This is a genomic window from Streptomyces sp. NPDC050534 (assembly GCF_044457745.1).
Lineage (GTDB): Bacteria > Actinomycetota > Actinomycetes > Streptomycetales > Streptomycetaceae > Streptomyces.
The window spans coordinates 275,117-299,077 of the sequence record NZ_JBITHF010000007.1 but is presented as its reverse complement, the minus strand read 5'-3'; the positions used below and the strand labels follow the sequence as shown (position 1 = coordinate 299,077).

At 72.2% G+C, this 23,961-nt stretch carries 22 protein-coding genes and 1 pseudogene; 6 read left to right on the top strand and 17 right to left on the bottom strand.

Annotated elements, in window-relative coordinates; translation table 11 throughout:
* Positions 1 to 28: 28 nt before the first annotated feature.
* Complete coding sequence (locus ACIBN2_RS24190) at positions 29 to 223, top strand: DUF1918 domain-containing protein (RefSeq protein WP_393865126.1); 195 nt, start codon at positions 29 to 31, stop codon at positions 221 to 223.
* A gap of 1 nt (position 224) precedes the next feature.
* Here ACIBN2_RS24190 and ACIBN2_RS24185 read toward each other — a convergent pair whose 3' ends face one another.
* Positions 225 to 1,448, bottom strand: coding sequence for a glycoside hydrolase family 10 protein (locus ACIBN2_RS24185; RefSeq protein ID WP_399137112.1), 1,224 nt, complete (start codon positions 1,446 to 1,448; stop codon positions 225 to 227).
* A 175-nt stretch (positions 1,449 to 1,623) separates the two neighbouring features.
* On the opposite strand from ACIBN2_RS24185, the gene ACIBN2_RS24180 reads away from it, so the two are divergent.
* Both ACIBN2_RS24180 and ACIBN2_RS24175 read left to right on the top strand, forming a co-directional pair.
* Complete coding sequence (locus tag ACIBN2_RS24180) at positions 1,624 to 2,499, top strand: 3-hydroxybutyryl-CoA dehydrogenase (RefSeq protein WP_399137110.1); 876 nt, start codon at positions 1,624 to 1,626, stop codon at positions 2,497 to 2,499.
* 228 nt (positions 2,500 to 2,727) lie between these two features.
* Complete coding sequence (locus ACIBN2_RS24175; RefSeq protein WP_393865123.1) at positions 2,728 to 2,985, top strand: hypothetical protein; 258 nt, start codon at positions 2,728 to 2,730, stop codon at positions 2,983 to 2,985.
* A 23-nt stretch (positions 2,986 to 3,008) separates the two neighbouring features.
* Here the strand turns inward: ACIBN2_RS24175 and ACIBN2_RS24170 are convergent, their stop codons facing one another.
* From ACIBN2_RS24170 to infC, 10 genes and pseudogenes are all read right to left on the bottom strand, one after another.
* Positions 3,009 to 3,554, bottom strand: a complete 546-nt coding sequence (locus tag ACIBN2_RS24170) for an NUDIX hydrolase (protein ID WP_399137108.1) — start codon at positions 3,552 to 3,554, stop codon at positions 3,009 to 3,011.
* 75 nt (positions 3,555 to 3,629) lie between these two features.
* The gene (locus tag ACIBN2_RS24165; RefSeq protein ID WP_399137106.1) at positions 3,630 to 4,970 is read right to left on the bottom strand and encodes a transcriptional regulator; all 1,341 of its coding nucleotides are present in this window, start codon (positions 4,968 to 4,970) and stop codon (positions 3,630 to 3,632) included.
* A gap of 279 nt (positions 4,971 to 5,249) precedes the next feature.
* Positions 5,250 to 6,344 carry a PP2C family protein-serine/threonine phosphatase gene (locus ACIBN2_RS24160; protein WP_399137105.1) on the bottom strand — a complete coding sequence of 365 codons (1,095 nt, stop codon included), beginning with the start codon at positions 6,342 to 6,344 and terminating at the stop codon, positions 5,250 to 5,252.
* A 268-nt stretch (positions 6,345 to 6,612) separates the two neighbouring features.
* A complete protein-coding gene (pheT, locus tag ACIBN2_RS24155; protein ID WP_399137103.1) occupies positions 6,613 to 9,126 on the bottom strand; it encodes a phenylalanine--tRNA ligase subunit beta in 2,514 nt (837 codons plus the stop codon).
* Positions 9,126 to 10,250, bottom strand: a complete 1,125-nt coding sequence (pheS, locus tag ACIBN2_RS24150) for a phenylalanine--tRNA ligase subunit alpha (protein ID WP_399137101.1) — start codon at positions 10,248 to 10,250, stop codon at positions 9,126 to 9,128. The genes pheT and pheS overlap by 1 nt, the downstream gene beginning before the upstream one ends.
* Positions 10,251 to 10,385: 135 nt before the next feature.
* Entirely contained in the window at positions 10,386 to 11,513 is a 1,128-nt protein-coding gene (locus tag ACIBN2_RS24145) for an ATP-binding protein (protein WP_399137099.1), read from the bottom strand.
* A gap of 54 nt (positions 11,514 to 11,567) precedes the next feature.
* Positions 11,568 to 12,416, bottom strand: a complete 849-nt coding sequence (locus ACIBN2_RS24140; protein ID WP_399137097.1) for a TrmH family RNA methyltransferase — start codon at positions 12,414 to 12,416, stop codon at positions 11,568 to 11,570.
* Between the two features lie 95 nt (positions 12,417 to 12,511).
* Positions 12,512 to 12,895, bottom strand: coding sequence for a 50S ribosomal protein L20 (gene rplT / locus ACIBN2_RS24135; RefSeq protein ID WP_004933571.1), 384 nt, complete (start codon positions 12,893 to 12,895; stop codon positions 12,512 to 12,514).
* Positions 12,896 to 12,995: 100 nt separating this feature from the next.
* Complete coding sequence (gene rpmI / locus ACIBN2_RS24130; protein ID WP_007829094.1) at positions 12,996 to 13,190, bottom strand: 50S ribosomal protein L35; 195 nt, start codon at positions 13,188 to 13,190, stop codon at positions 12,996 to 12,998.
* A gap of 112 nt (positions 13,191 to 13,302) precedes the next feature.
* Positions 13,303 to 13,999: pseudogene (gene infC, locus ACIBN2_RS24125) on the bottom strand (translation initiation factor IF-3).
* A 345-nt stretch (positions 14,000 to 14,344) separates the two neighbouring features.
* Between infC and ACIBN2_RS24120 the strand changes: the two are divergent.
* Positions 14,345 to 14,704: a DUF1844 domain-containing protein gene (locus tag ACIBN2_RS24120; protein ID WP_399137095.1), complete on the top strand. Its 360-nt coding sequence runs from the start codon at positions 14,345 to 14,347 to the stop codon at positions 14,702 to 14,704.
* Here ACIBN2_RS24120 and ACIBN2_RS24115 read toward each other — a convergent pair.
* A complete protein-coding gene (locus ACIBN2_RS24115; protein WP_399137094.1) occupies positions 14,701 to 15,456 on the bottom strand; it encodes an SseB family protein in 756 nt (251 codons plus the stop codon). The genes ACIBN2_RS24120 and ACIBN2_RS24115 overlap by 4 nt on opposite strands.
* 150 nt (positions 15,457 to 15,606) lie before the next feature.
* Between ACIBN2_RS24115 and ACIBN2_RS24110 the strand changes: the two genes are divergently transcribed.
* The gene (locus ACIBN2_RS24110) at positions 15,607 to 16,566 is read left to right on the top strand and encodes a serine hydrolase (RefSeq protein ID WP_399137092.1); all 960 of its coding nucleotides are present in this window, start codon (positions 15,607 to 15,609) and stop codon (positions 16,564 to 16,566) included.
* Here ACIBN2_RS24110 and mycP read toward each other — a convergent pair whose 3' ends face one another.
* Together mycP and ACIBN2_RS24100 are read right to left on the bottom strand one after the other, a co-directional pair.
* On the bottom strand, positions 16,567 to 17,712 hold the full coding sequence (mycP, locus tag ACIBN2_RS24105) for a type VII secretion-associated serine protease mycosin (protein WP_399137460.1): 1,146 nt from the start codon (positions 17,710 to 17,712) through the stop codon (positions 16,567 to 16,569).
* A 77-nt stretch (positions 17,713 to 17,789) separates the two neighbouring features.
* Positions 17,790 to 19,343 carry a hypothetical protein gene (locus ACIBN2_RS24100; RefSeq protein ID WP_399137091.1) on the bottom strand — a complete coding sequence of 518 codons (1,554 nt, stop codon included), beginning with the start codon at positions 19,341 to 19,343 and terminating at the stop codon, positions 17,790 to 17,792.
* Positions 19,344 to 19,623: 280 nt separating this feature from the next.
* On the opposite strand from ACIBN2_RS24100, the gene ACIBN2_RS24095 reads away from it, so the two are divergent.
* Positions 19,624 to 20,826, top strand: a complete 1,203-nt coding sequence (locus ACIBN2_RS24095) for an amino acid deaminase/aldolase (protein WP_399137089.1) — start codon at positions 19,624 to 19,626, stop codon at positions 20,824 to 20,826.
* Between the two features lie 16 nt (positions 20,827 to 20,842).
* Here ACIBN2_RS24095 and ACIBN2_RS24090 read toward each other — a convergent pair whose 3' ends face one another.
* The 3 genes from ACIBN2_RS24090 to ACIBN2_RS24080 all read right to left on the bottom strand — a co-directional run bounded on the left by ACIBN2_RS24090 (position 20,843) and on the right by ACIBN2_RS24080 (position 23,959).
* Positions 20,843 to 21,739, bottom strand: coding sequence for a DUF2510 domain-containing protein (locus tag ACIBN2_RS24090; protein WP_399137458.1), 897 nt, complete (start codon positions 21,737 to 21,739; stop codon positions 20,843 to 20,845).
* Positions 21,740 to 21,806: 67 nt separating this feature from the next.
* Entirely contained in the window at positions 21,807 to 22,589 is a 783-nt protein-coding gene (locus ACIBN2_RS24085; protein WP_399137087.1) for a 3-oxoacyl-ACP reductase, read from the bottom strand.
* On the bottom strand, positions 22,586 to 23,959 hold the full coding sequence (locus ACIBN2_RS24080; RefSeq protein ID WP_399137085.1) for an aldehyde dehydrogenase family protein: 1,374 nt from the start codon (positions 23,957 to 23,959) through the stop codon (positions 22,586 to 22,588). The genes ACIBN2_RS24085 and ACIBN2_RS24080 overlap by 4 nt, the downstream gene beginning before the upstream one ends.
* Positions 23,960 to 23,961 lie beyond the last annotated feature (2 nt).

Genomic DNA, 23,961 nt, shown 5'->3' with positions numbered 1-23,961 from the left:
CCCGCACATCGGTGAGGAGGCCCTACACATGCAGGCAACCGTGGGCGACCAGCTTGTCCAGCACGGCAGGGTGGTCGGACAGCACGACAAGGTCGGCGAGATCGTCGAAGTCCTGGGACCGGAGGGCAGTCCGCCGTTCCGCGTCCGCTTCGAGGACGGGCACGTGGGCGTGTGCTCCCCCGGCCCCGACACCGAGATCCGGCACAAGGAAACGCAGATGTAGATCAGCGCGGGGGCCTCGCCGGCCGGCGGTAGTGGTCGGCGACGACCCGTGCCATCGCCCCGATACGGTCCGCCGCCACGTCCTTGGCGGCGAAGTAGACGTGCCCGCGCACCTGCGGGTAGTTCTGGGCCAGGGTGAGATGCCCGGAGAGCTCCGTGGGGTCCTGCCACGCCGCGCCCTGCGCCGGGTCGCCGGCCCGGTACAGGGCCTCCCCCACGTACAGACGGGTGCCCGTGCCCCGCGCGACCTCCGCCCACCAGGGCACGAGCGCGGCGTAGTCCGCGGCGGCGAACCCGATGTTCCAGTAGACCTGCGGGCAGATGTAGTCGATCCAGTGCTCGCGCACCCACCTGCGGGTGTCCGCGTGCAGGTCGTCGTAGGTCTGCACGCCCGCCCGGGTGTCGGAACCGAGCGGGTCGGTCGCGGCGTTGCGCCAGACCGCGAACGGGCTGATGCCGAACTGCGTGCCGGGCCGGGTCCGCCTGATGCGTGCGGCCATCTCGAGCACCAGCTTGTCGATGTTGTCGCGGCGCCAGTCGGCCTTGCTCGAGAAGCCGCCGCCGTAGAGGTCGTAGGCCTCGTCGTCGTCGAAGGTCTGGCCGGCCACCGGATACGGATAGAAGTAGTCGTCGAAGTGCACGGCGTCGACGGGGTACTTGCGGACCGCGTCGAGCATCGCGTCCTGGACGAAGGCGCGGACCTCGGGCAGCCCCGGGTTGTAGTAGAGCTTCCCGCCGTACGGCACCACCCAGTCGGGGTGCCTGCGCGCCGGGTGGGAGGCGGCGAGCCTCGTCAGGTCCGTGTGGGTGGCGACGCGGTACGGGTTGAACCAGGCGTGCAGCTCCAGGCCGCGGGCGTGGGCCTCCTGGACCGCCGTCTGCAGGGGGTTCCAGCCGGGATCGCGGCCCTGGGTCCCGGTGAGGAACTCCGACCAGGGCTCGTACGGCGAGGGCCACAGCGCGTCCGCCGTCGGACGCACCTGCAACATCACGGCGTTGAGGCGGTTGCGCACCGCCAGGTCGAGGAGCCCGGCCAGCTCCGCGCGCTGCTCGGCAGCCGTCAGGCCCGGACGGGAGGGCCAGTCCCGGTTGGCCACGGTGGCCACCCACACGCCCCGCATCTCGGTGACCGCGTTCCGGCGCCGCGGTACGGCACCCGCGTCCGGCGCCGCCGCCAGCGTGGCGAGCGCGGCCAGCGTGAACGCCCTGCGTGACACTCGACCCATCTTCGGGGCACCCCCATACAGTACGGATCCGTACGGTTACGGATCGTTTCCGTCGCCCAGGATGCCCGTACCCGCACGATCGATCATCGATACTTGGGAGTAACGTGCACGATCGGAGCAGGGGCCGAACCAGCGGAGACCTGCCGCCCACCCGTAGACCAGCGAAGGGGACGATGTGACTGACATCCCGGCGGGAGACATTGCGCGCGTCGGAGTTGTGGGCTGCGGCCAGATGGGGGCCGGCATCGCCGAGGTGTGCGCCCGTTCCGGACTGGAGGTCAAGGTCGCCGAGACCACCGGCGAGGCCCTGGAGATCGGCCGGACCCGGCTGTTCAACTCCCTGAGCAAGGCGGCCGAGCGCGGCAAGATCACCGAGGAGGAGCTCGACGCCACGCAGGGGCTGCTCAGCTTCACCACCGATCTCGGCGAGTTCGCCGACCGCGACCTGGTGATCGAGGCCGTCGTCGAGAACGAGCAGGTCAAGACGGAGATCTTCCAGGTCCTCGATCAGGTCGTGACCCGGCCGGACGCGATCCTGGCCTCCAACACCTCCTCGATCCCGCTGGTCAAGCTCGCGGTCGCCACCTCGCGTCCCGACCAGGTCGTCGGCATCCACTTCTTCAACCCGGCGCCGGTGCAGAAGCTGGTCGAGCTGATCCCGGCACTCACCACCTCCGAGGGCACCCTCGGCCGCGCCCAGCTGTTCACCGAGAAGGTGCTCGGCAAGCACGCCATCCGGGCCCAGGACCGCTCCGGCTTCGTGGTCAACGCGCTGCTGATCCCCTACCTCCTCTCCGCGATCCGGATGTTCGAGTCGGGCATCGCCAGCCGCGAGGACATCGACAACGGCATGGAGCTCGGCTGCGCCCACCCGATGGGCCCGCTGAAGCTGTCCGACCTGATCGGCCTGGACACGGTCGCCTCCGTCGCGTACTCGATGTACGAGGAGTACAAGGAGCCGCTGTACGCCGCTCCCCCGCTGCTCCAGCGCATGGTCGACGCGGGCCGGCTCGGCCGGAAGTCCGGCTCGGGCTTCTACAGCTACCGCTGACCCCGCGACCTGGGGCCGGTTGCACAGTGCCCGTTCCAGGGTGCTGACTACACAGTGCGACGAACACGAGCCCGGCACCTTTCGAGGTGCCGGGCTCGCGCCATTCACACACCGTGTGCGCGGCGGGCCCGCATATGCCGCTCGCACACGCTCCCCACGCGTCCACCAGGCGAGTTGACTCCTCATGCGCATGCAAGGGATGTGCCGACTACGGAAAGGAGCGGACTCGTGACCGCCGACCCCGAGCATCCCGTGGTCCAAGGGGAACTCGCAGAGTTACGCCGCCGCCTCGACGTCGCGTACGCACGCGTCGAGGGAGGGCTCAACCTGCTCAACCACCGGACCGAGGAGACCGACAAGGAGATGGACGACCTGAGCGCACGGATCATCGCGCTGGAGCACGCCCGCTGGCCGCTGCCCGCGATCGCGGCGCTGACCGCGGTGGGCGCGCTCGTGGCGACGATATGGCAGGCCCTGGGCCACTGACACCGGACCAGGACGTGGGGCGATCAGGGCTGGGCATCCTGCCCGAGCCTGAGGTGGTGCAAGTACAGTAACGCGGCCGCCATGTTGGCGGCCGGGACCTCCCCGCGGGCGATCATGTCGGGGACGAGCTTGAGGGGGACCCATTCCCGGCGGTCCGACTCGAAGTCGTCCACGGGATGCCCGACGTATTCGCCCTCGTCGGCCCAGTAGATGTGGTGCCGGGCGTCGGTGAGGCCGTTGGACGGCTCCACGCTCATGAGGTGCTGCAGAGGTCCCGGCCGCCAGCCGGTCTCCTCCTCGAGTTCCCTGGCGGCCGCGACGGCGATGTCCTCGCCGTCCTCGACCACACCCGCCGCGAGTTCCCACCCCCAGCTGTCGGTGATGAAGCGGTGGCGCCACAGGAGGAGGACTTCGTTGGCCTCGTTCACCACGGTCGCCACGGCCACGGGCCGCAGCCGTATCAGAAAGTGATCGAGATGCCGGCCGTCCGGCAGCTCGACATCCGCGAGATTGACCTTGAACCAGCGGTTCGCGTACACAGTTTGTTCGTTCTGTTTCGTCCACTGCACGGTTCTGCCACCTTCCGTCGAGTAAGTGGCAATATCGCAGCAGGGACTGTGGCTCGGCGGCGCTGAGGAACCGGTCTACAGCGGTACGCGCAGTGCGCCGTCGATGAGTTCGGCGGCCTCCGCGGTGCCCGCGCAGCCGTTGCGTACCAGGTGGTCGCGTACCGCCCGGAGTCTGTCGCGCAGTCGCTGCGACTCCATTCCGCGCGCCTGTTCGGCCATCTGCACCGCGGTGGCCACGGCCTTGTCGGCGTTGCCCCGGCGCAGTTCGATCGTGCTGAGCATGGCGAGCCGGTGCACCCGGCCGCGGTCGTGCGCCGGGTTGTCGACGGCGGCCGCCGCGTGTTCCCCCGCGGCCACGAGTTCACCGAGGCTGAGCAGCGCCTCAGCCACCTGCACGTTGACCAACCCCGGCTGCACATAGCCGGTTTCGTCGGGCTCGTATCCGCGCCGGATGCGTTCGGCGGCCTGTTCGGCCCGCCGGATGCAGGACAGCGCGGTCGTGCCGTCGCCCAGGTGCGCGTACGCCTTGGCCTGCATCGCGTACAGGTCGCAGGCGAGCGCCGGGGTGATGTGCTTGCCGGCGGCACGCAGCGCGGCCTCCGCGAACGCGACGGCCTGCCGGTGCTCCCGCATGAACAGGGACTGGTTGACCAGCAGCGCGATCACATACGCCCCGAGTCCGCGGTCGCCGCTGGCCTTCGCCAGCCGCAGCGCCTGGTGGAAGTAGCGCTGGGCGAGGCCGTGCGCGTCGGAGTCGTAGGCGCAGATGCCCGCGATCGCCACCAACCCGCCCGTCGCCCGGTGCAGTTGACGCCCCGTGGCATCGGTGTAGCTGCCGCGCAGCAGCGGGGCGGCCTCGGCGTTGAGGAAGCCGACGATCCTGGTGCGGGTCGCTATGCCGCCGGCCTTGCGGTACATCTGCTCGTAGTGGGTGCGGGCGGCGCGCAGCATCTCCAGGTCGGCGGGGGTGACCCGGTGCCGGCCGCCGCGCGAGACGTCGACGTCCTCGGGCGGGTTCTCCCACTCCCACACGGGCATGACCGCGGGCGTGCCGGTCACCGCGGGCGCGCCCAGGATGTGCGGGCGCTGCTGCTCGTCGGAGCGCCACAGCGCGGTCGCCCGCTCGACGAAGCCGGAGAGGGAGGTGCCGTGCGGTGCCGACGGTTCGCCGGGCACGCCGAGGCCGATGTCGTCGAGCGTGACGGGGCGGTGCAGCCGGCTCGCGAGCACCTCGCAGATCAGGTCGGGCACCTGACCGCGCGGCCGCTGCCCCTTCAACCACCGCGCCACGGCGGTGTGTTCGTAGCGGAGTGCGAGACCGCGGGCCCGCCCCGCCTGATTGACGTGTGCGGCCAGCCCCGCATGCGAGATCCCGGCCTCGTCCAGGATCGCGTCGAGCAGAGTGTTGGGCTGCATATATGCCCCCCGGATCGCTCGGTGCCGCTCAGACTAGTGCGAACGGCTTCACACGGGGTGTGAACGGAGTGCTCGAATCCGCAGCGTGCGCGCGCTGTCGCGGAGAGTTTCCGACCGGTTGACTGAAATGCCTCGCAAAGAGGCCGGCCGGGCCGCCGGCTCCCCCTCGTACAGTGCGGCGGCCCGATCTTGCGCCGTCCGCCCAGCTGCCTGCCCGACACTCCGTGGCGGGGCGGACGGCCTGCCGGCGGCTTGGCCGGGCGACTGAGCACCGTTGCGTCACAGGTGCGTTGTCGGCTGCGGATGTGCCGTGGCCGGTCGCGCAGTTCCCCGCGCCCCTGTGGCGCGTTGCAGGCAGCGGTCGTTTCTCAGTGCCAGCAAGGCCATGTCGTCCGCCGGAGCTCCCGCCGTGTGGCGGAGCAGTGCGGTGAAGACCGATCCGAGGACCGCCTGGGGGACGGCCCCGGGGGTGTCGCGCACGTATCGGGCCAAGACCTCGCCCAAGGGAAAGAACCGGCCACGGCCGTCCCTCGCGTCCTCCACTCCGTCCGTGTGGAGAAGCAGGGTCTCGCCGGGCAGCAGACGGCCGCAGTGCTGCACGTCCAGTTCGGGCGGGAGCGGGAACGGTCCGAGCGGAGGGAGGGGATCCGCTCGGACCACGGGCTCCGCCCGTCCCTCGCCGAGCAGATAGGGCCAGGGGTGCCCGCAGTTGAGAAGGCGCGTCTCTCCGTCGGGCCCGATCTCCAGCAGCAGTACGGTGACGAACTCCTCGGCGACCGGGTTGTCCGGCTCCGCTCCGGCCGAGGGGTGCTCGCTGCGCGCCCGCTCGCGCAGATGCCGGGCCAGGGCGCGCTCCAGCCGCCGTAGCACGGAACCGAGTTCGCGCTCGTCGTGCACCGCCTCGCGGAAGCTGCCGAGCAGGGCGGCGACCGTGCTGACGGCGGCGAGACCGTGCCCGCGCACATCGCCCATCACGACCCGCACGCCGTGCTCGGTCGCGATGGCCTCGTACAGATCACCGCCGATGACCGCGCCGCGGTCGGCGGAGACCTGAGCGGCGGCGACGTTCAGCCCCGCGATCCGCGGCGGCAGGGGGCGCAGCAGCGCGCTCTGCGCGACGCCCGCGATCCGGCGGGCCTCCCTCAACTCACGCAGCAGCGCGTGCCGGACGTGCAGGATCAGCCCTGTTCCGACGGCGAAGAAAACGGCGCTGGTGACGGCACGCGCGCCCAGGCCGTTCTGCTGGGCCAGCGGACAGGTGAGTTTGTAGGAGATCGCCATGGCGCCCCATACGGTGGGCAGTCCCAGCGCGAGCACCCGGCGCAGCGGCCGCCTCCCCGCGCCGCGGCGAACCCCGGGCTTGATGCGGATCATGCCGATTGGCCCCCCATTTAGGCCCCGACAGCACAGACGGACCGGCCCCTGAGGACCGGTCCGATTCTGTCGATCGCATGGCCCGACGGGGCCAGATCATCCGAGATTGTCACCCGAATGAGTGAGCACCCACAGGCCACCCGCATTTATGCAGGTGGGGGGCATATTCACGGGGTAACTGCAGCGTTTTTCAGGGGCGCGGGGAACTGCGCGACAGGCCACGACGAACCCGCAGCCGCCGACGAACCGCAGTCCCCCACCCGCTGGGCTACCCCCGAAGAACAGCTCCCGTACGCTCGCCCGCCAGGGCAACCGCCGCATCCCGTGCCGCCGAAGCCTCGTCCACCGTCAGCGTGCGGTCACCCGCGCGGAAGCGCAGCGCGTACGCCAGCGACTTCCGGCCCTCACCGAGCTGGTCGTCGTTCTCGTAGACGTCGAACAGCCGGATGCTTTCGAGGAGTTCGCCCGCGCCCTCACGCAGCGCGGCCTCGACCTCGTTGTGCGGCACGAACTTGTCGACGACCAGGGCGACGTCCTGCGTGGCCACCGGGAACGTGGAGATGGCGGGCGCCTGCGGGGTGTCGTTGCCGACCGCCTCCAGCACGTCCAGGTCGATCTCCATCGCACAGGTCCGCTCGGGCAGGCCGAGCGCCTTGATCACGCGCGGGTGCAGCTCACCAGCGTGACCGACGACCTTCTCCGCACCGTCCACGACGACCATCAGCTCGGCGGTGCGTCCCGGGTGCCACGGCCCGTACTGCCCGCCTCGGACGGTCAGTTCGGCACCGGCCTCGCGGGCGACGGCCCGGGCGGCCTCGACGGCGTCGGCCCAGTCCGCGGGGCGGCCCTTGCCCCACCAGCCGGCCTGCTCGCGGGCGCCCGCGAGGACGACGGCGGCGTGGCGCGGCTGCTCGGGCAGCGTGGCGTCCAGTTCGGCGATCTCCGCGTCGGTGGGCCGCCGGTCGACCGGCAGGGCCACGGCGACCCGCTGCTCCTCGCGCGGCCGGAAGACCAGGCCGGTCTCGAAGAGCGCCAGGTCGTGCGAGCCACGCCCGTTGTTGCGGCGCAGCGCGCCGAACAGGCCCGGCAGCAGCGACGTACGGAGCGCGGGCTCCTCGTCGTTGAGCGGGTTGGTCAGCTTCACGACGCGGCGGGCCGGGTCGTCGGCCTCCAGCAGCAGCTGGTCGAAGACCTGCTCGCCGATGAACGGGTAGTTCGGCGCCTCGACGTAGCCCGCCCCGGCCAGCGCGCGGCCGATGCGGCGGTGCAGTCGCTGGCGGTGCGTGAGGCCGCGGCCCGACGGCGGCTTGGGCAGCGTGGAGGGCAGGTTCTCGTAGCCCTCCAGGCGGATGACCTCCTCCGCGAGGTCGTTGATCTCCATGAGATCGGGCCGCCAGGACGGCACGGTGACGATCAGCTCGTCCTGCCCGTAGACGTCGCAGCCGATCTCCTGGAGCCGCCGTACGACGGTCTCGCGGCCGTAGTCGACGCCCGCCACCTTGTCCGGGTGGTCGGCCGCGACGGTGATGGTGTGCGGCGCGGAGGGAGCGATGACCTCGGTGACACCGGCCTCGGCGCTGCCGCCGGCGAGCAGCACCAGCAGGTCGACGGTGCGCTGCGCGGCGGCCGCCGCGGCCTGCGGGTCGACACCGCGCTCGAAGCGGCGGGACGCCTCGGAGGACAGCTTGTGCCGGCGGGCCGTGCGCGCGATGGACACCGCGTTGAAGTGCGCGGCCTCGATCACCACATCGCTGGTGGCGTTCTCCAGGTCGTCGTGGTCGGCGATCTCGGTGTTGGCGCCGCCCATGACACCGGCGAGGCCGATGGGACCGCGGTCGTCGGTGATCACCAGGTCCTCGGCGTCGAGCTTGCGCTCGGTGCCGTCGAGGGTGACGAGCTTCTCGCCGGGCTCCGCCCTGCGGACGCCGATGGTGCCCTGGACCAGGGAGCGGTCGTAGGCGTGCAGCGGCTGGCCGAGCTCCATCATCACGTAGTTGGTGACGTCGACGGCCAGCGAGATCGGGCGCATGCCGACCTTCTGGAGCCGGCGCCGGAGCCAGATCGGGGAGCGCGCCTCGGGACTGAGACCCGTCACCGTGCGGGCGGTGAAGCGGTCGCAGCCGACGGGGTCGGAGACCTGGACCGGGTAGCCGAAGGCGTTCGGGCCGGGCACGTCGATCAGCGCCGGGTCGCGCAGCGGCAGGCCGTAGGCGATGGCGGTCTCGCGGGCGACGCCGCGGATGGACAGGCAGTCGCCGCGGTTGGCGGTGACGGCGATGTCCAGGACCTCGTCGACCAGCTCCAGCAGCTCGACGGCGTCCTTGCCGACCTCGATCTCCGGCGGCAGCACGATGATGCCCTTGGTGCCGTCGTCGCCCATGCCCAGCTCGTCGCTGGAGCAGATCATGCCGTGGGACGTCTTGCCGTACGTCTTGCGGGCGGAGATCGAGAAGCCGCCCGGCAGGGTGGCGCCGGGCAGGACCACGACGACCTTGTCGCCGACGGCGAAGTTGCGGGCGCCGCAGACGATCTCCTGGGGCTCACCGGTGCCGTTGGCCTGGCCGACGTCGACGGTGCAGAAGCGGATCGGCTTCTTGAAGCCCTCCAGCTCCTCGATGGTCAGCACCCGGCCGACGACGAGCGGGCCCTTGAGGTCGGCGCCGAGGTGCTCGACGGTCTCGACCTCGAGCCCGGCCGAGACGAGCTTCTCCTGGACGTCGCGGCCGGTTTCCGTCGCCGGCAGGTCGACGTACTCCCGCAGCCAAGAAAGCGGGACCCGCATCAGATCTCCATCCCGAACGGCCGGGTGAACCGGACGTCGCCCTCGACCATGTCTCGCATGTCCTCGACGTTGTGGCGGAACATCAGCATCCGCTCGATGCCGAACCCGAAGGCGAAGCCGCTGTACTTCTCCGGGTCCACGCCGCAGGCCGTGAGCACCCGCGGGTTGACCATGCCGCAGCCGCCGAGCTCGATCCAGCCCTCGCTGGAGCAGGTGCGGCAGGGCCGGTCGGGGTTGCCGACGGACTCGCCGCGGCAGACGTAGCACACCATGTCCATCTCGGCGGACGGCTCGGTGAACGGGAAGAAGTTCGGCCGCAGCCGGGTCTTCATGCCCTCGCCGCCGAACAGCGCCTGGACCATGTGGTCGAGGGTGCCCTTGAGGTCGGCCATGGTCAGGCCCTCGTCCACGGCGAGCAGCTCGACCTGGTGGAAGACGGGCGTGTGCGTGGCGTCGAGCTCGTCGGTGCGGTACACGCGGCCGGGGCAGATCACGTAGACCGGCAGCTCACGGTCGAGCAGCGAACGGATCTGGACCGGCGAGGTGTGGGTGCGCAGCACGACACCGGACTCGGTGCCGCCTTCGGGGCCCTGCACGAAGAACGTGTCGTGCTCGCCGCGGGCCGGGTGGTCCGGGCCGATGTTCAGCGCGTCGAAGTTGAACCACTCCGTCTCGACCTCGGGGCCCTCGGCGACCTCGTAGCCCATGGCCACGAAGACGTCCTCGATGCGCTCCGAGAGCGTGGTCAGCGGGTGGCGGGCGCCGGCCGGCACACGGTCGTAGGGCAGCGTGACGTCCACGGCCTCCTCGACCAGCACGCGCGCGTCGCGCTCGGCCTCCAGCTCGGCCTGGCGGGCCGCGAGCGCCTTGTTCACGGCGCCGCGGGCCTGGCCGACCAGCTTGCCGGCGGCGGCCTTGGCATGCGGGGGCAGAGCGCCGATCTCGCGGTTGGCGAGGGCCAGCGGCGAGGCGCCGCCGGTGTGGGCGACCTTGGCCTCCTGGAGCGCGTCGAGGGAGTCCGCGGCGCCGAAGGCGGCGAGCGCCTCGTCCCGCATGCGCTCGATCTCTTCCGGTTTCAACGCCTCGACCTCGACCGGGTCGTACGACTTATTCGGTGCCGACATCTCTTCCCGTGCTTCCGATTGGCTGGCTGACGTGCCCCGTCTCGACCTGAAGACGCCTCGTCTCCGGTTATGGACGCAAAGGTGCCAAGGGCCGAGTCTAACGGGGTCGGAGTATGCGAATGCGCCCGTGGGCCGCTAGGCGAGATACGCCGGGGCTGCCACGGGCAACGTAAATCGGAACTCGGCTCCGCCCCCGGGGGCGCGGCCGACCGTGATGGTGCCGCCATGGGCCTCGACGATGCCCTTGACGATGTAGAGCCCGAGGCCCGTGCCGCCGCGCTTGCTGCCCCGCCAGAAGCGGGTGAAGACGCGGTTCATGGACTCCTCCGGGATGCCGGGCCCCTCGTCGCTCACCGTGACCGACGTACCGGCGTCCTCCCCTTCACGCGGGGACGCCGTGGCCGTGATGTCAATCGTGACGGTTCCCTCGCCGTGCCGCACGGCATTTTCCAGCAGGTTGCTGAGCACCTGGTCGACCTTGTCGGGGTCGGCCCACAGCGCGGGCAGGGGCTGCTCGAGACGCAGCAGGAACCGGTCGGCGGGCTGTCCGGCTGCGACATAGGCCTGGATGTGCCGGCCGACGGCCGCGCCGATGTCGACGGGCTGGCGCCTGACCTCCAGCCGCCCGGAGTCGATCCGCGAGATGTCCAGCAGCTCCGCTATCAGCCGGGTGACCCGGTCGGCGTCCGCGTCGACGGTCTCCAGCATCAGCCGCTTCTGGTCGTCGGTGAAGCGTTCCCACTTGGCGAGGAGCGTGGCGGTGAATCCCTTCACCGAGGTGAGGGGCGAGCGCAGTTCGTGGGCCACCGTCGCGATCAGCTCGGCGTGGCTGCGCTCGGTGCGGCGGCGGGCCTCGGTGTCGCGCAGGGAGACCACGACGCGGCGGACCGGGCCGGTGGGCTCGGCGCGGACGTAGCGGGCCGAGACGAGGACCTCCCGGCCGCCGGGCAGCAGCAGGTTCCGCTCGGGCTGGCGGACCCGGATGGCCAGGCCGCCGTAGGGGTCGGTCAGCTGCCACCAGCGGCGCCCCTCCAGATCCTCCAGCGGCAGCGCCTTCTCCAGCTGCCGGCCGAGGGCGTCGGCGGCGGGGACCTCGGTGATGCGTTCCGCGGCGGCGTTGAAGCAGATGACGCGGCCGTGCTCGTCGGCGACGACGAGGCCGTCGGGCAGCTCGTCGGGGTCGACGCCGAACTCGGCGAGGTCGCCGTGCCGGGGCGCGGGCGTGCGACGCGCGTCGCGTGCCCTGCTCGTGCCGACACTCATCCCCGTACCCCACCTCTCAGACGGCGCAGGTGGCCCCCCGGGCTGGTCACCCTACTAGCTCTCGGTGACGGAGCGGCACCCTCCGGAGGCGCGCTGTGCACGGGCCGACGCATAGAGACATACGGCGGCCGCGGTGGCGAGGTTCAGGCTTTCGGCCTTCCCGTGGATCGGAACGCGCACCACGGCGTCCGCGAGTGCGCGGGTCTCCTCCGGGAGCCCCCACGCCTCGTTCCCGAACACCCAGGCGGTCGGCCCGCCCATGGTGCCCTTGTCGAGCTCGTCGTCGAGGTCGTCGGTCCCGGCGCCGTCCGCGGCGAGGACCCGGACGCCGGTGCCCTTGAGCCCGGCGACCGCCTCCTCCACGGGGACGCCGACGGCCACCGGCAGGTGGAACAGCGAGCCCACGGAGGCCCGTACGGCCTTGGGGTTGTAGAGATCGACGGAGGCGTCGGTCAGCACGACGGCCTCGGCCCCGGCGGCGTCGGCGCACCTGAGCACGGTCCCGGCGTTCCCGGGGTCGCGCACATTGGCCAGTACGGCGACGAGCTTGGGCCGGGCGGCGAGGATCTGCGCGAACGGGGTGTCCAGGAACCGGCAGATCCCGACGAGCCCCTGCGGGGTGACGGTCGTCGAGATGTCGGCGATGACCTGCTCGTCGGCGAGATGCATCCGAGCCCCGGCGGCACGGGCCTCACCGATGATGTCGGCGTACCGCTCCGCGGCCTCGACGGTGGCGAACAGCTCCACGAGCGTGTCCCGGTGCCCGGCCGCCTCCCGCACGGCCTGCGGCCCCTCCGCGAGGAAGAGCCGCTCCTTGCCCCGGAAGTTCCGCCGGGCCAGCCGCCGGGCGGCGGAGACGCGGGGGGAACGGGGGGAGATCAGCTCGGGGGTGGCGGAGGGCATGGGGTTCACCTTTGGCAGCTCAGGAAACAGCGGACCCGCAGGCTTGCTCAGCCTGCGGGTCCCTCATGTCACGTCGGCTCTGGCCGGCGTCGGCGTCAGGCCGCCTTCGGGGCGTTGACGTCGGCGGGCAGCGCCTTCTGGGCGACCTCGACCAGCGCGGCGAACGCGGTGGCGTCGTTGACGGCCAGCTCGGCGAGGATCTTGCGGTCGACCTCGACGTTGGCGGCCTTCAGGCCCTGGATGAAGCGGTTGTACGTGATGCCGTTGGCGCGGGCAGCGGCGTTGATGCGCTGGATCCACAGCTGGCGGAAGTCACCCTTGCGCTTCTTGCGGTCGTTGTAGTTGTAGACCAGCGAGTGGGTGACCTGCTCCTTGGCCTTGCGGTACAGGCGCGAACGCTGACCGCGGTAGCCGGAGGCCTGCTCGAGGATCGCCCGGCGCTTCTTGTGGGCGTTGACTGCCCGCTTGACGCGTGCCACTTTTAACTCCTTGTAGCGGGGCCGCGGTTGGACTCACACGGCCCGGAAACGATTGGGTCCCGGTCCAGACGTACGGCGCTCCGTGCGGGCGCCGTTCACGTCACTTGCCGAGAAGCTTCTTGATCTTCTTGGCGTCGCCCGGGGCCATCTCGGCGTTGCCGGTGAGGCGGCGCGTCAGGCGCGACGACTTGTGCTCGAGCAGGTGGCGCTTGCCGGCGCGCTCACGGAGCACCTTGCCGGAGCCGGTGACCTTGAAGCGCTTGCTGGCACCGCTGTGCGACTTGTTCTTCGGCATAGCGCCGTTATCTCCTCGTCGGTGGCGTTCCGGTGCCCGGTCACGGAAACCGGGCACGGTGGAACGTCGCTCTTGTATCGGTTGAGTCCTGGGGACTCGCGTCCCCCGGGGGTCACGCTTCGGCGGAAGCCTCGGCAGGAGCCTCGGCAGCCTCCTCGGCAGTGTCCTCGTCGATCTCGGTCTCCGCGGCGTTCTGCGACTTGCCGGGGTTGGCCTTCGCGTCTGCCTTGCGGGCTTCCTGCGCCTGGCGGGCCTCGGCCATCGCCTCGGTCTTCTTCTTGTGCGGACCGAGAACCATGATCATGTTGCGGCCGTCCTGCTTCGGGTTCGACTCGACGAAACCGAGGTCCTGGACGTCCTCCGCGAGCCGCTGCAGCAGTCGGTAGCCCAGCTCGGGCCGGGACTGCTCGCGACCACGGAACATGATCGTGATCTTGACCTTGTCGCCCTGCTTGAGGAACCGGACGACGTGACCCTTCTTGGTGTCATAGTCGTGCGGGTCGATCTTCGGCCGGAGCTTCATCTCCTTGATGACCGTGTGCGCCTGGTTCTTGCGCGCCTCACGGGCCTTCATGGCCGACTCGTACTTGAACTTCCCGTAGTCCATGAGCTTGCACACGGGCGGCCGGGCGTTCGCCGCAACCTCGACGAGGTCGAGGTCGTACTCCTGGGCAAGCTCCAGTGCCTTCGCCAGCGGGACGATGCCCACCTGCTCGCCACTGGGACCGACAAGTCGCACCTCGGGAACGCGAATCCGGTCGTTGATGCGGGGCTCGGCGCTGATGGATCCTCCTCGGTTAGCACCACACGGCGGTCTGGCGGACAGCCGCGTTTGTCTCTTTTCGACAGACCTAACCGCACCGAAGCACAAAAAATGCCCCGGACGATCACGTGCGGGGCTCCAAGCACTACCGGAGCACCGCCGCGATGCCGCGGGGCGCGCTTTCGGACGACTCCATCGTCCGTACGGAACGATGGTGGTCGCCTGACCGGGGTGACCCGCCGTCCCAGGGGACAGACAGGTGGGAGATCGGAGCCTCCACTTGTGGGCCGGGCCGCTCGCTGTCGCGCACGTCCAGCCGGTCGTCACACAAGGTTAGCAGCTCCCCGGGGGTGGTGCGAACCGGTGTGCACCGGGCCCTATCGTGTGGGACATGAGTGACACCTCTCCTGAGTCCCCCGCCGACTTCGACGCCATGACCCGCGACATCGCCGAGGTCCCCGCGGTCGAGGTGATCGTGACGGTCGCCGTCAACCTGATGAGCGCCGCCGCGGTGAAGCTCGGCCTGACCGAGGAGGGCGACAAGTACAAGGACCTGGACGAGGCGCGCAAGCTGGTCAGCGCCCTCGCCGGTCTGCTGGACGCGTCCGCGACCGAGATCAGCTCCTTCCACGCGGCCCCGCTGCGCGACGGCCTGAAGTCGCTCCAGCTGGCCTTCCGCGAGGCGTCCCTCGTGCCGGACGAGCCGGGTCAGGGGCCGGGCGAGAAGTACACCGGCCCGATCTACGGCTAGTCCCGGGCAGTAGGTTTACGACCCTCCCGTACGTACAAGGGCTCGCCCGGCGGCGTCGCCCCGGCCGGCAGCAGTGCCAGGTCGAGGCCGTGCACCAGGCGGGCCCTCAGCGTCTCGTCGGCGGCGAGGCGCCCGGCGAGAGCGCGGGCGGCCTCGGCCGGCGCGGCGGACGCGTCGAGCACGAGGGCGAGGGTGCCGTCGGCCCGGCCGGGCCCGAGATGGGCGCGCAGGACGGACGGCTCGGCCGCGACGGCGCCGCGGACGGCCTCCCGCACCGCGGGGTCGGTGAGCGGGTCGGTCGTCGTACGGCCCTCGGCGAGGGCGAGCAGCGCGGGCCCGGTCAGTTCGAACGGCACCGGCCCGGCCAGGTCCAGGACCACGGTGTCCGCCTTCTCGTGCGCCGCCGCCTGGAGGGCCTGGAGCAGGGGTACGGCGACGGGGCGGGCCGCCGGGTCCCAGCGGGCCAGCGAGTCGGTGCAGGTGAAGGCCGGCAGGGCGGTCCGGGACCCGGCCTTCAGCGTCGGCACGGCCATGTCGCTCGTCTTCTCGCGGCGCAGCCCGTTCTCGTCCTCCTCCACCTCGCCCAGGACGGCCACCACCGGGACGAGGAGCCGGGCGCCCTTCAGTGCCTCCAGGACGGGGCCCACGGCGGTGCGGTCCTCGGCCCAGGCGGTGAGCGCCGCGCTCAGCCGGGGGTCGGCGGAGCCGTCGTCGTCGGGGAAGCCTGAGTCGGGAATGTTCTTGTTCGCCACGGTCACCGACCCTATAGGGGGGATGCTGCTGGGCTTGTGCGGCCCCGGAAACCGGTCGTTCACCGCCTTCACGGCTTTCTCAGAAACCCTTGACGTGCATCTAACATCCGTCCAACGGCACGCACAGTCGCCGCACCGAGCATCGCGGGCATGGAGTCCCCCAGAGCCCGCAGAGGCCGCCGCTCGCGCCCGCCCAGGACACGGTCCCTGCTCCACCTCGCCCTCGCCGCCGTGACCGTCGTGGGCGGTACGGCCGCCGGGACCGTGTACGTGAAGGCCCAGGCGCACTCCGGAACGAGCCCCGTATCGTCTCCGGCGACGGCGTCGGCCTCCACCTCGGCCGCGGCGGCCGGAGAGGAATCGGTGGAATCCGTGACACAGGCGGCGGTCGACCACGACGCGCTGCTGACCGCGGCCATGAGGTCGGTGTCCGTCGAGGACGGTGCGGACGTGTCGGTGGCGGTGCTGGACCTCGGCTCCGCCGCGAACGCCTCCTTCGGGGGCGGCGCCTTCGACACCGCGAGCATCGTCAAGGTCGACATCCTGGCGACGCTGCTGCTGCAGGCGCAGGACGCCGACCGGCATCTCAGCGCGAGCGAGAAGACGTACGCCACCGCGATGATCGAGAACAGCGACAACGACTCCGCGTCGGCGCTGTGGCGGATCATCGGCCGGGCGGAGGGTCTCGACGCCGCCAACGAGCGTTTCGGGCTCACGGGCACCGAGGGCGGCGAGGGCATGCTGTGGGGGCTGACCCAGACCACGGCCGCCGATCAACTCACGCTGCTGCGCCAGGTGTTCGGCGACGACTCGGAGCTGAGCGAGGCATCGCGGACGTATCTGCGAGGGCTGATGGGGCAGATCGCCGCCGACCAGGACTGGGGGGTCTCGGCCGCGGCCGACGGCTCGCGGTGGGCGCTGAAGAACGGCTGGCTGGCCCGCAGCACGACGGGGCTGTGGGACATCAACAGCATCGGGCGCGTGACGGTGGACGACCGCGACTGCCTGGTGGCCGTGCTGTCGAACGGCAACTCGACGAAGGCGAAGGGGATCTCGCTGGTCGAGGCGGCGGCGAAGGCCGCCGTCGGGGCGCTGGCCGACGGCGACTGACTATGAGTCCTCGGGGCGGCCGCGGCGGCCGCGCCACATGACCACGGCCATCACCAGCAGGACCCCGCCGAGGCTGCCCGCGAGCGGGGCGGCCCAACCGCTGGTGTCGTCGCCGGACTTGGCGGCGTCCGGGCCGGGGCCGAAGTACTTGTCGCCGTACGACGCCACCTGCAGGCCCTCCGGCTTGAGGCGGCCGGCGGCCTTGACGGCGGCCGCCGGGTCGATCATGCCGAAGCCGCGGGAGTCGTCGCGGCCGCCGGCGGGGGCGTTGCGCGCGGTGTCCTCGAGGAGCTGCTTGATCTGCGCGGGGGTGAGCCCGGGGTGGGCGGCCTTGATGAGGGCGACCGCGCCGGAGACGAACGCGGAGGCCGCGCTGGTGCCCCACCCCTCGTAGTACTTGTGGTCGGGGTCGGCGATCACGATGTCGACGCCGGGGGCGCTGACCGTGGCGTACCAGCGGCGGGTGGAGAACGAGGCGCGGGTGCCGAAGCGGTCGACGGCGGTCGCGGCGATGACGCCCGGGTAGGCCGCCGGATAGGAGACGTGGTCGCCCTTCTCGCCGCCGTTGCCGGCCGAGGCGACGACCGCGACGCCCTTCTTCAGGGCGTACTGGACTGCCTCGTCCTCGGCGGGTTCGGGGTGGGCGGAGGCGGAGTCGTCGCCGAGGGAGAGGTTGATGACGTCGGCGCCGTGGTCGGCGGCCCACCGGATGCCTTCGGCGAGGGCGTTGCCGCGGGTGCTGCGGGCCTTGGTGCGAGCCGGGTCGCCGTCCTCGAGGATCACGCGGACGGGGAGGATCTTCGCCTCGGGGGCGACGCCCATGACCCCGTCGCCGTCACCGGGGCCATGGCCGTGACCGGCGATGATCCCGGCCATGGCGGTGCCGTGCCGGGCCCACGCCCGGTCACCCTGCTTCGCCCCGAAGCCGATCATGTCCTTCGCGGCCAGCACGTTGCCCGCGAGGTCGGGGTGTCCGGCCTCGACGCCGGTGTCGAGGACGGCGACCGTGATGCCCTTGCCCTTGGTGGTCTGCCAGACCTGCTGGGCGTGCATGGCATCGAGGGCCCACTGCTGGGCGCGGATGCCGTCGGCGTGCGCGACCGCGGGCGGGACGAGGGCGATCGAGGCGGCGAGGAGGACGCTCAGCGCTCCGAGGCGGTGCTTCGCCCCTGACCAGGTCTTCGCTCGGGTACTCGCTCGGGTACTCGCTCCGGTACGACGCTTCACGAGGGCTTCTCCGTGGGCGAGGTGACGTCTTTGCGCAGGGACCGTTCGATGCGGTCGGCGAGTCCCTGGGCCTCGTTGCCGAGGCCGGCCTGGGCGGGTGCGGAGGCCGCGCCGGACTGCGTGGCCTGCTCCGCCGGGACCGGGGTGTCGACGCTGCGGCCGTCGGCCCAGCCGGAGACGGCGTAGACGACGACGGGGGCGTCGGTGAGCACGGAGACGGTCCACGAGGCGCGCTGCCCGGGGCCGAACCGGGCGGCGGCGGTGCCCTTCACGGCGTAGGGGCGGGGCATGAGATCGGTGCGGGTGCCGAGCCCCTCGTTCCGGAAGCGTCTGGCGAGGGCGTCCATGGACGCGGCGTCGGCCTTGGTGAACATCAGGCCGACGGTGGTGACGAAGCTCTGCGTGGCGTCGGTGTAGGTGGCGCGCAGCAGCCGGCGGCAGCCGGCGGGGGCGAGAGCCTTGTGGAGGAGCGGGTCGAAGGCGTTCTTGCAGCCGGTGTCCGGTGCGACGGCGACGCGTGTCCAGGTGCGGTCGGCGCCGCCGGGCCCGGCGCCCGTGCCCTGCACGGTCGGCGGGAACAGCCTGTCCACGGGCACGCTGTGCCACAGCGTGCCGGCCGCGGCGTAGGTGTCCGGCGCTCCGCCGTCGCCACCACTGCCGCCGACCAGCCAACTGCCGGTCACGGCACCGCCGATGAGGCCGAGCCCGAGCACGAGGCAGACGCCGACGGCGGCCGTGCGCGGACGCACCCGCACCCCGAGCGGCCGCGGCCGGGCCTGCTCGTCGTACCCCTCGGGCTGCCCGAACGACACGACGGGCCGCGGGGATCCCGGGGTCCGGCCGGGCGCGCTCGGAGCGCTCCAGGAGAGCGCGGGGTCGGGGCCCGCGGCGTCCCGCGCGAGGGGTGGTACGGGTGCGGTCCGCGCGGGGACCGGGCGCAGGCGCCTGGTGGCCTCCTGGGGTGTCTCCGCGGGGGCGCCCGTGCGGTGCGGCGGCTCGGTGGGGCGGTGGGCCGGGCGCGGCGGCACGGCCCTGCCGGGCGCCTCCGGGCCGGCGCCGCCGCGCCGTTCCTCGCGCCGTTCCTCGCGCCGTTCCTCGCGCCGTTCCTCGCGCCGTGCCTCGCTCCCGGTGGACGGCGGAGCGTCCGGGAAGCGGGCCGATGCCTGCGGCGGGGGCGGGCCGGACGGCGCCCGCAGACTCGGGAAGCGGGTGCGGGTGTCCGGGGAGCGCTCGGTGTCACGGTCCGGGCCGGCTCCGGCCCCCGGCCCGTTCGACGGCCCCGCGCCGGAACGGTCCTGACGCTCGGGCGACGTGCCGCTCCGGTCCTCGCCGGCCGGTCGGGCCGCCGGGAGCTCCTCGGCGTCATCGGCAGAACCGCGGCGGGCGAACGCGTCGAACGGCTGGGAATCGCGCCACGGCGACCAGACGCCGCCGGACGCGGTGGTGTCGTCAGGGGGGCGCGTGGGTTCGGGTGCCGTCTGGTCCGGGCCGGGCGCCGGGGGCTTGGACGGGCGTGGCGGAATGGAGGCGTGCCGCGCTTCCGTGCTCATGCACCCCCCGTTTCCTCGCGCCCGGGCCGACTACCTGTACGCGGGCCGCCGTCCGTGCGCTCAACCGGTCGACACCGGGTTTCGCTCCGTCCCCCGGGCACGCCTACCCGTACGAACGGAGAGACATCCCGTGCGAGGTGCGCGGCCGACGTCGGTCCGTCGTACGTGCGCGTCACTCTACGGGTTGCTCCTGTCGATACGGGAACCAGTCCACGAGCCCGGGGCATCTGCCCGGAACGTCCCCCTACCCTGCGGTAATCCTGTCTGGCAGGCTTCGTTCATGACTGCGCGCGCCGCCGACCGGGCCCGTTACGACCGGGCCACCGCCCACCTCGACGCACCGCTCGCCATCGTGGACCTGGACGCCTTCGACGCCAACGCGGACGATCTCGTCCGCCGCGCCGGCGGCAAGCCGATCCGCGTCGCGAGCAAGTCCGTACGCTGCCGGGCCCTGCTGGAGCGGGTCCTGGACAAGGACGGGTTCACGGGCGTCATGGCCTTCACGCTCGCGGAGTCCCTGTGGCTGGCGCGCAGCGGGTTCGACGACATCCTGCTCGCCTACCCCTCCGCGGACCGCGCCTCCTACGCGGAGCTCGCCGCCGACCCCAAGCTCGCCGCCGCCGTGACCGTGATGGTCGACGACCCCGCGCAGCTCCGCCTCATCGACGAGGCACGCGACGGCGGACGTGAAGTCATCCGCGTCTGCCTGGAGTTGGACACCTCGCTCAAGCTGTTCGGGGGCCGCGTGCGCGTCGGCGCGCGCCGCTCGCCGCTGCACTCCCCCGCCCAGGTCGCCGACATGGCCCGGGCGGTGGCGCGGCGGCCCGGCTTCAAGGTCGTGGGGATCATGGCCTACGAGGGGCACATCGCGGGCGTCGGCGACTCCGTCGCCGGGCAGCCGCTGCGGTCGCGTGCCGTACGGCTCATGCAGGCCACCGCCCGCCGGGAGCTGGCCGAGCGGCGCGGCGCGGTCGTGCGGGCGGTGCGGGCCGTCGTGCCCGACCTGGAGTTCGTCAACGGCGGCGGCACGGGCAGCGTGCAGCACACCGCCGCGGAGGACGCGGTCACCGAGATCGGCGCCGGCTCCGGGCTGTACGTGCCGCGGCTGTTCGACAACTACACGTCCTTCAGCGGGCGTCCGGCGGCCCTGTTCGCCCTGCCCGTCGTGCGCCGGCCTGGCGTCGGCGTGGTCACGGTGCTGGGCGGCGGCTATCCCGCCTCCGGTGCGGCCGGGCCCGACCGGCTGCCGGTCCCGCACCTGCCCGAGGGACTGCGCTACGACCCCCAGGAGGGCCCGGGTGAGGTGCAGACGCCGCTGCTCGGCTCCCCGGCGGACGATCTGCTGCTCGGCGACAAGGTGTGGTTCCGGCACGCCAAGGCCGGTGAGCTGTGCGAACGGTTCGACGTGCTGCATCTCGTCGAGGGCGATGCCGTGACGGCGACGGTCCCGACGTATCGCGGGGAGGGGCACACCTTCCTGTGAGCCGCGGGCCGGCCGGTCACTTCGTCGGGCCGATGCTGCTGCCGACCCCGCCCCCGGTCGCCGCGTCGTCGATCGAGCGGATGCCCCTGGCGATCCGGTCCATGTCGGCGAGCGGCGGGCCCGCCTCGCCCGCGTCGAAGACGAACCGGACGATCACCGGCGCCTCGGTGCCGACGGTGGAGGGGAAGGCGAGCGACTCGACGTAGCCGCCGGGGCCCTTGGCCGTCCTGACGCGCCAGCGCACGAAGTATCCGGCCCGGCCCGCGACCGCGATCTGGCCGGACCCGACCTGCCGGTGGGACTCGATGCCGCCGAAGGGCCTCCTGCCGACCAGGTCGCGGTCGTAGGCGGCGTCGGCGGCGTCGGCGATGTCCTGCCCGGCGAGCGCCCGTGGGGAGCTCTGGTCGCTCTGGCTCACCGTGCGGGAGCTGATGAGGCCGTGCCGGCACACGCCCGAGTCGCCGGGGCAGTCGTAGGTCCCGTCGGTCGTCATGACGACGTCGTCCTCGGCGACGTACTGCGGCCTGACCCAGCCGTCGAGCAGCGGCAGGGTGATGCCGTTGAGCTGGTCGGTGACGACGGACGGGTCCTCGGCGGAGGACTGCGAAGGCGAGGGTCCCTCGCTCGTCGGCCCGACGCCGGAGGCGACGGGGTTGGGCGCGGTCCGCACGTCCGGGCCGTCCCCGTCGTCGCTCCCGCCGAGGAAGACCGCGCCCGTGACGATCGCCGCGACGAGCACGGCCCCGGCCGCGACCAGCGCGACGACCTTCGCACGGCCGGGACCACCGCCCCCGGCCGGCTGCGCCGCGGGCACGGCGGCCGCGCTGCGGTGCTCGGTCCAGGCGGTGCCGTCCCACCAGCGCTGCAGGTGGGGGGCCGACGGGTCGGGGTACCAGCCGGGCGGGGGCGACATGCTCATCCCGGCACTCTAGGACGAGGCCTGACGATCAGTACACGGTGTCCCGCCCAGAGCGGTGCGACTAGAGCGGTGTGACGTACGCGCCCGAGATTCCGCCGTCCACCAGGAAGTCGGTGGCGTTGACGAAGGACGAGTCGTCGCTGGCCAGGAAGGCGACCGCGGCGGCGATCTCCCCGGCCTCCGCGAACCGGCCGACCGGAATGTGCACCAGGCGGCGGGCGGCCCGCTCCGGGTCCTTCGCGAACAGCTCCTGAAGCAGCGGGGTGTTGACCGGTCCCGGGCACAGCGCGTTCACGCGGATGCCCTCGCGGGCGAACTGCACGCCCAGTTCGCGGGACATGGCGAGCACGCCGCCCTTGGACGCGGTGTACGAGATCTGGGACGTGGCCGCCCCCATCCGCGCCACGAAGGACGCCGTGTTGATGATGGAGCCCTTGCCCTGCTGCCGCATGTACGGGATGGCGGCCTTGCAGCACAGGTAGACGGAGGTGAGGTTGACCTCCTGGACGCGCTTCCAGGCTTCCAGGCCGGTCTCCAGGATGGAGTCGTCGTCGGGCGGGGAGATGCCCGCGTTGTTGAAGGCGATGTCGACGCTGCCGTAGGTGTCGAAGGCGGTCCTGAACAGGGCCTCGACCTGCTCGGCGTCGGTGACGTCGACCTTCACGAAGATGCCGCCGGCCTCCTCGGCCGCCGCCTTGCCGCGGGCCTCGTCGACGTCGCCGCAGACCACGTGCGCGCCCTCGGAGGCGAGCCGGCGGGCGGTGGCGAGGCCGATGCCGCTGCCGGCTCCGGTGATGACGGCGGTACGGCCGACCAGGCGTCGGCAGACAGGGGTGTCGGTCACTGTGCGGGGCCCTCCGTGCTGATGAAGACGTTCTTGGTCTCGGTGAAGGCGGCCAGGGCGTCCGGTCCGAGCTCACGGCCGAGACCGGACTGCTTGAAGCCGCCGAACGGGGTCCAGTAGCGGACGCTGGAGTGGGAGTTGACGGAGAGGTTGCCGGCGCGGACCGCCCGGGAGACGCGCAGGGCACGGCCCAGATCGCGGGTCCACAGGGAGCCGGCCAGACCGTACGGGGTGTCGTTGGCGAGCCGGACCGCGTCCGCCTCGTCGGTGAAGGGCAGGAGGACGGCGACCGGGCCGAAGATCTCCTCGCGGGCCGCGTCGGAGTCGGGCCGCTCGCCGGTGAGGACGGTCGGCGGGAACCAGAACCCGGGCCCGTCGGGGGCGCCGCCGCGCAGGGCCGGGGCGTCGTCCGGCACGAACGACCGTACGCGGTCCAGCTGTTGACGGCTGATCAGCGGGCCCATCTGGGTCTTCTCGTCGGCGGGGTCGCCCACGACCACGCCGGCCAGCGCGTCGGCGAGCAGCTCGCGCACCTCCTCGTACACCGGCTCCTGGACCAGGATCCGGGTGCGGGCGCAGCAGTCCTGGCCGGAGTTGTCCAGGAAGGAGAAGGGGTCGACGGCCGTCTTGAGGTCGGCGTCGGCGAAGACGATGTTGGGGCTCTTGCCGCCGAGTTCGAGGGTGACCGGCTTGACCAGGCGGGCGCAGCGCTCCATGACCTCGCGGCCGGTGCGGGTGGAGCCGGTGAACACGATCTTCGCCACGTCGGGGTGGTCGACGAGGGCGCGTCCGGCGACGCTGCCGTGGCCCGGGAGGACCTGGAGCAAATGCTCGGGCAGCCCTGCCTCCAGGGCGAGTTCGGCCAGTCGCAGGGCCGTCAGCGGGGTGGTCTCGGCGGGCTTGAGGACGACCGCGTTGCCCGCGGCGAGGGCCGGGAAGGAGCCCCAGGCGGCGATGGGCATCGGGAAGTTCCAGGGGGCGATCACGCCGACCACGCCGAGCGGTTCCTGGAAGGTGACGTTCCAGCCGCCGGGTGCGGGGATCTGCTTGCCGAGGAGGCGTTCGGCGCCGCCCGCGGAGTACAGCAGCAGGTCGCGGACGTTGCCGGCCTCCCAGCGGGCGTTGCCGAGGACGTGGCCCGCCTCACGGACCTCCAGCTGCGCCAGTTCCTCCACGTGGGCGTCGACGACGTCGGCGAAGCGGCGCAGCAGCCGGGCCCGGTCGGCGGGCGGCAGGGCGGCCCACCGCTCCTGCGCGCGGCCGGCTCGTACGACGGCCGTGTCCACGTCGGCCGCGGTGGCGGCGGGGACGGTGGCGACGACCTCCTCGGTGGCGGGGTTGAGGACGCGGAGCTCGTGCTCGTGGGACAACG

Coding starts and splice junctions, on each gene's coding strand:
- ACIBN2_RS24190 (WP_393865126.1), top strand. CDS start 29: ATGCAGGCAACCGTGGGCGACCAGCTTGTCCAGCACGGCAGGGTGGTC.
- ACIBN2_RS24185 (WP_399137112.1), bottom strand. CDS start 1,448: ATGGGTCGAGTGTCACGCAGGGCGTTCACGCTGGCCGCGCTCGCCACG.
- ACIBN2_RS24165 (WP_399137106.1), bottom strand. CDS start 4,970: ATGCAGCCCAACACTCTGCTCGACGCGATCCTGGACGAGGCCGGGATC.
- ACIBN2_RS24160 (WP_399137105.1), bottom strand. CDS start 6,344: ATGATCCGCATCAAGCCCGGGGTTCGCCGCGGCGCGGGGAGGCGGCCG.
- pheT (WP_399137103.1), bottom strand. CDS start 9,126: ATGCGGGTCCCGCTTTCTTGGCTGCGGGAGTACGTCGACCTGCCGGCG.
- pheS (WP_399137101.1), bottom strand. CDS start 10,250: ATGTCGGCACCGAATAAGTCGTACGACCCGGTCGAGGTCGAGGCGTTG.
- ACIBN2_RS24145 (WP_399137099.1), bottom strand. CDS start 11,513: ATGAGTGTCGGCACGAGCAGGGCACGCGACGCGCGTCGCACGCCCGCG.
- ACIBN2_RS24140 (WP_399137097.1), bottom strand. CDS start 12,416: ATGCCCTCCGCCACCCCCGAGCTGATCTCCCCCCGTTCCCCCCGCGTC.
- rpmI (WP_007829094.1), bottom strand. CDS start 13,190: ATGCCGAAGAACAAGTCGCACAGCGGTGCCAGCAAGCGCTTCAAGGTC.
- ACIBN2_RS24120 (WP_399137095.1), top strand. CDS start 14,345: ATGAGTGACACCTCTCCTGAGTCCCCCGCCGACTTCGACGCCATGACC.
- ACIBN2_RS24110 (WP_399137092.1), top strand. CDS start 15,607: ATGGAGTCCCCCAGAGCCCGCAGAGGCCGCCGCTCGCGCCCGCCCAGG.
- ACIBN2_RS24100 (WP_399137091.1), bottom strand. CDS start 19,343: ATGAGCACGGAAGCGCGGCACGCCTCCATTCCGCCACGCCCGTCCAAG.
- ACIBN2_RS24095 (WP_399137089.1), top strand. CDS start 19,624: ATGACTGCGCGCGCCGCCGACCGGGCCCGTTACGACCGGGCCACCGCC.
- ACIBN2_RS24090 (WP_399137458.1), bottom strand. CDS start 21,739: ATGTCGCCCCCGCCCGGCTGGTACCCCGACCCGTCGGCCCCCCACCTG.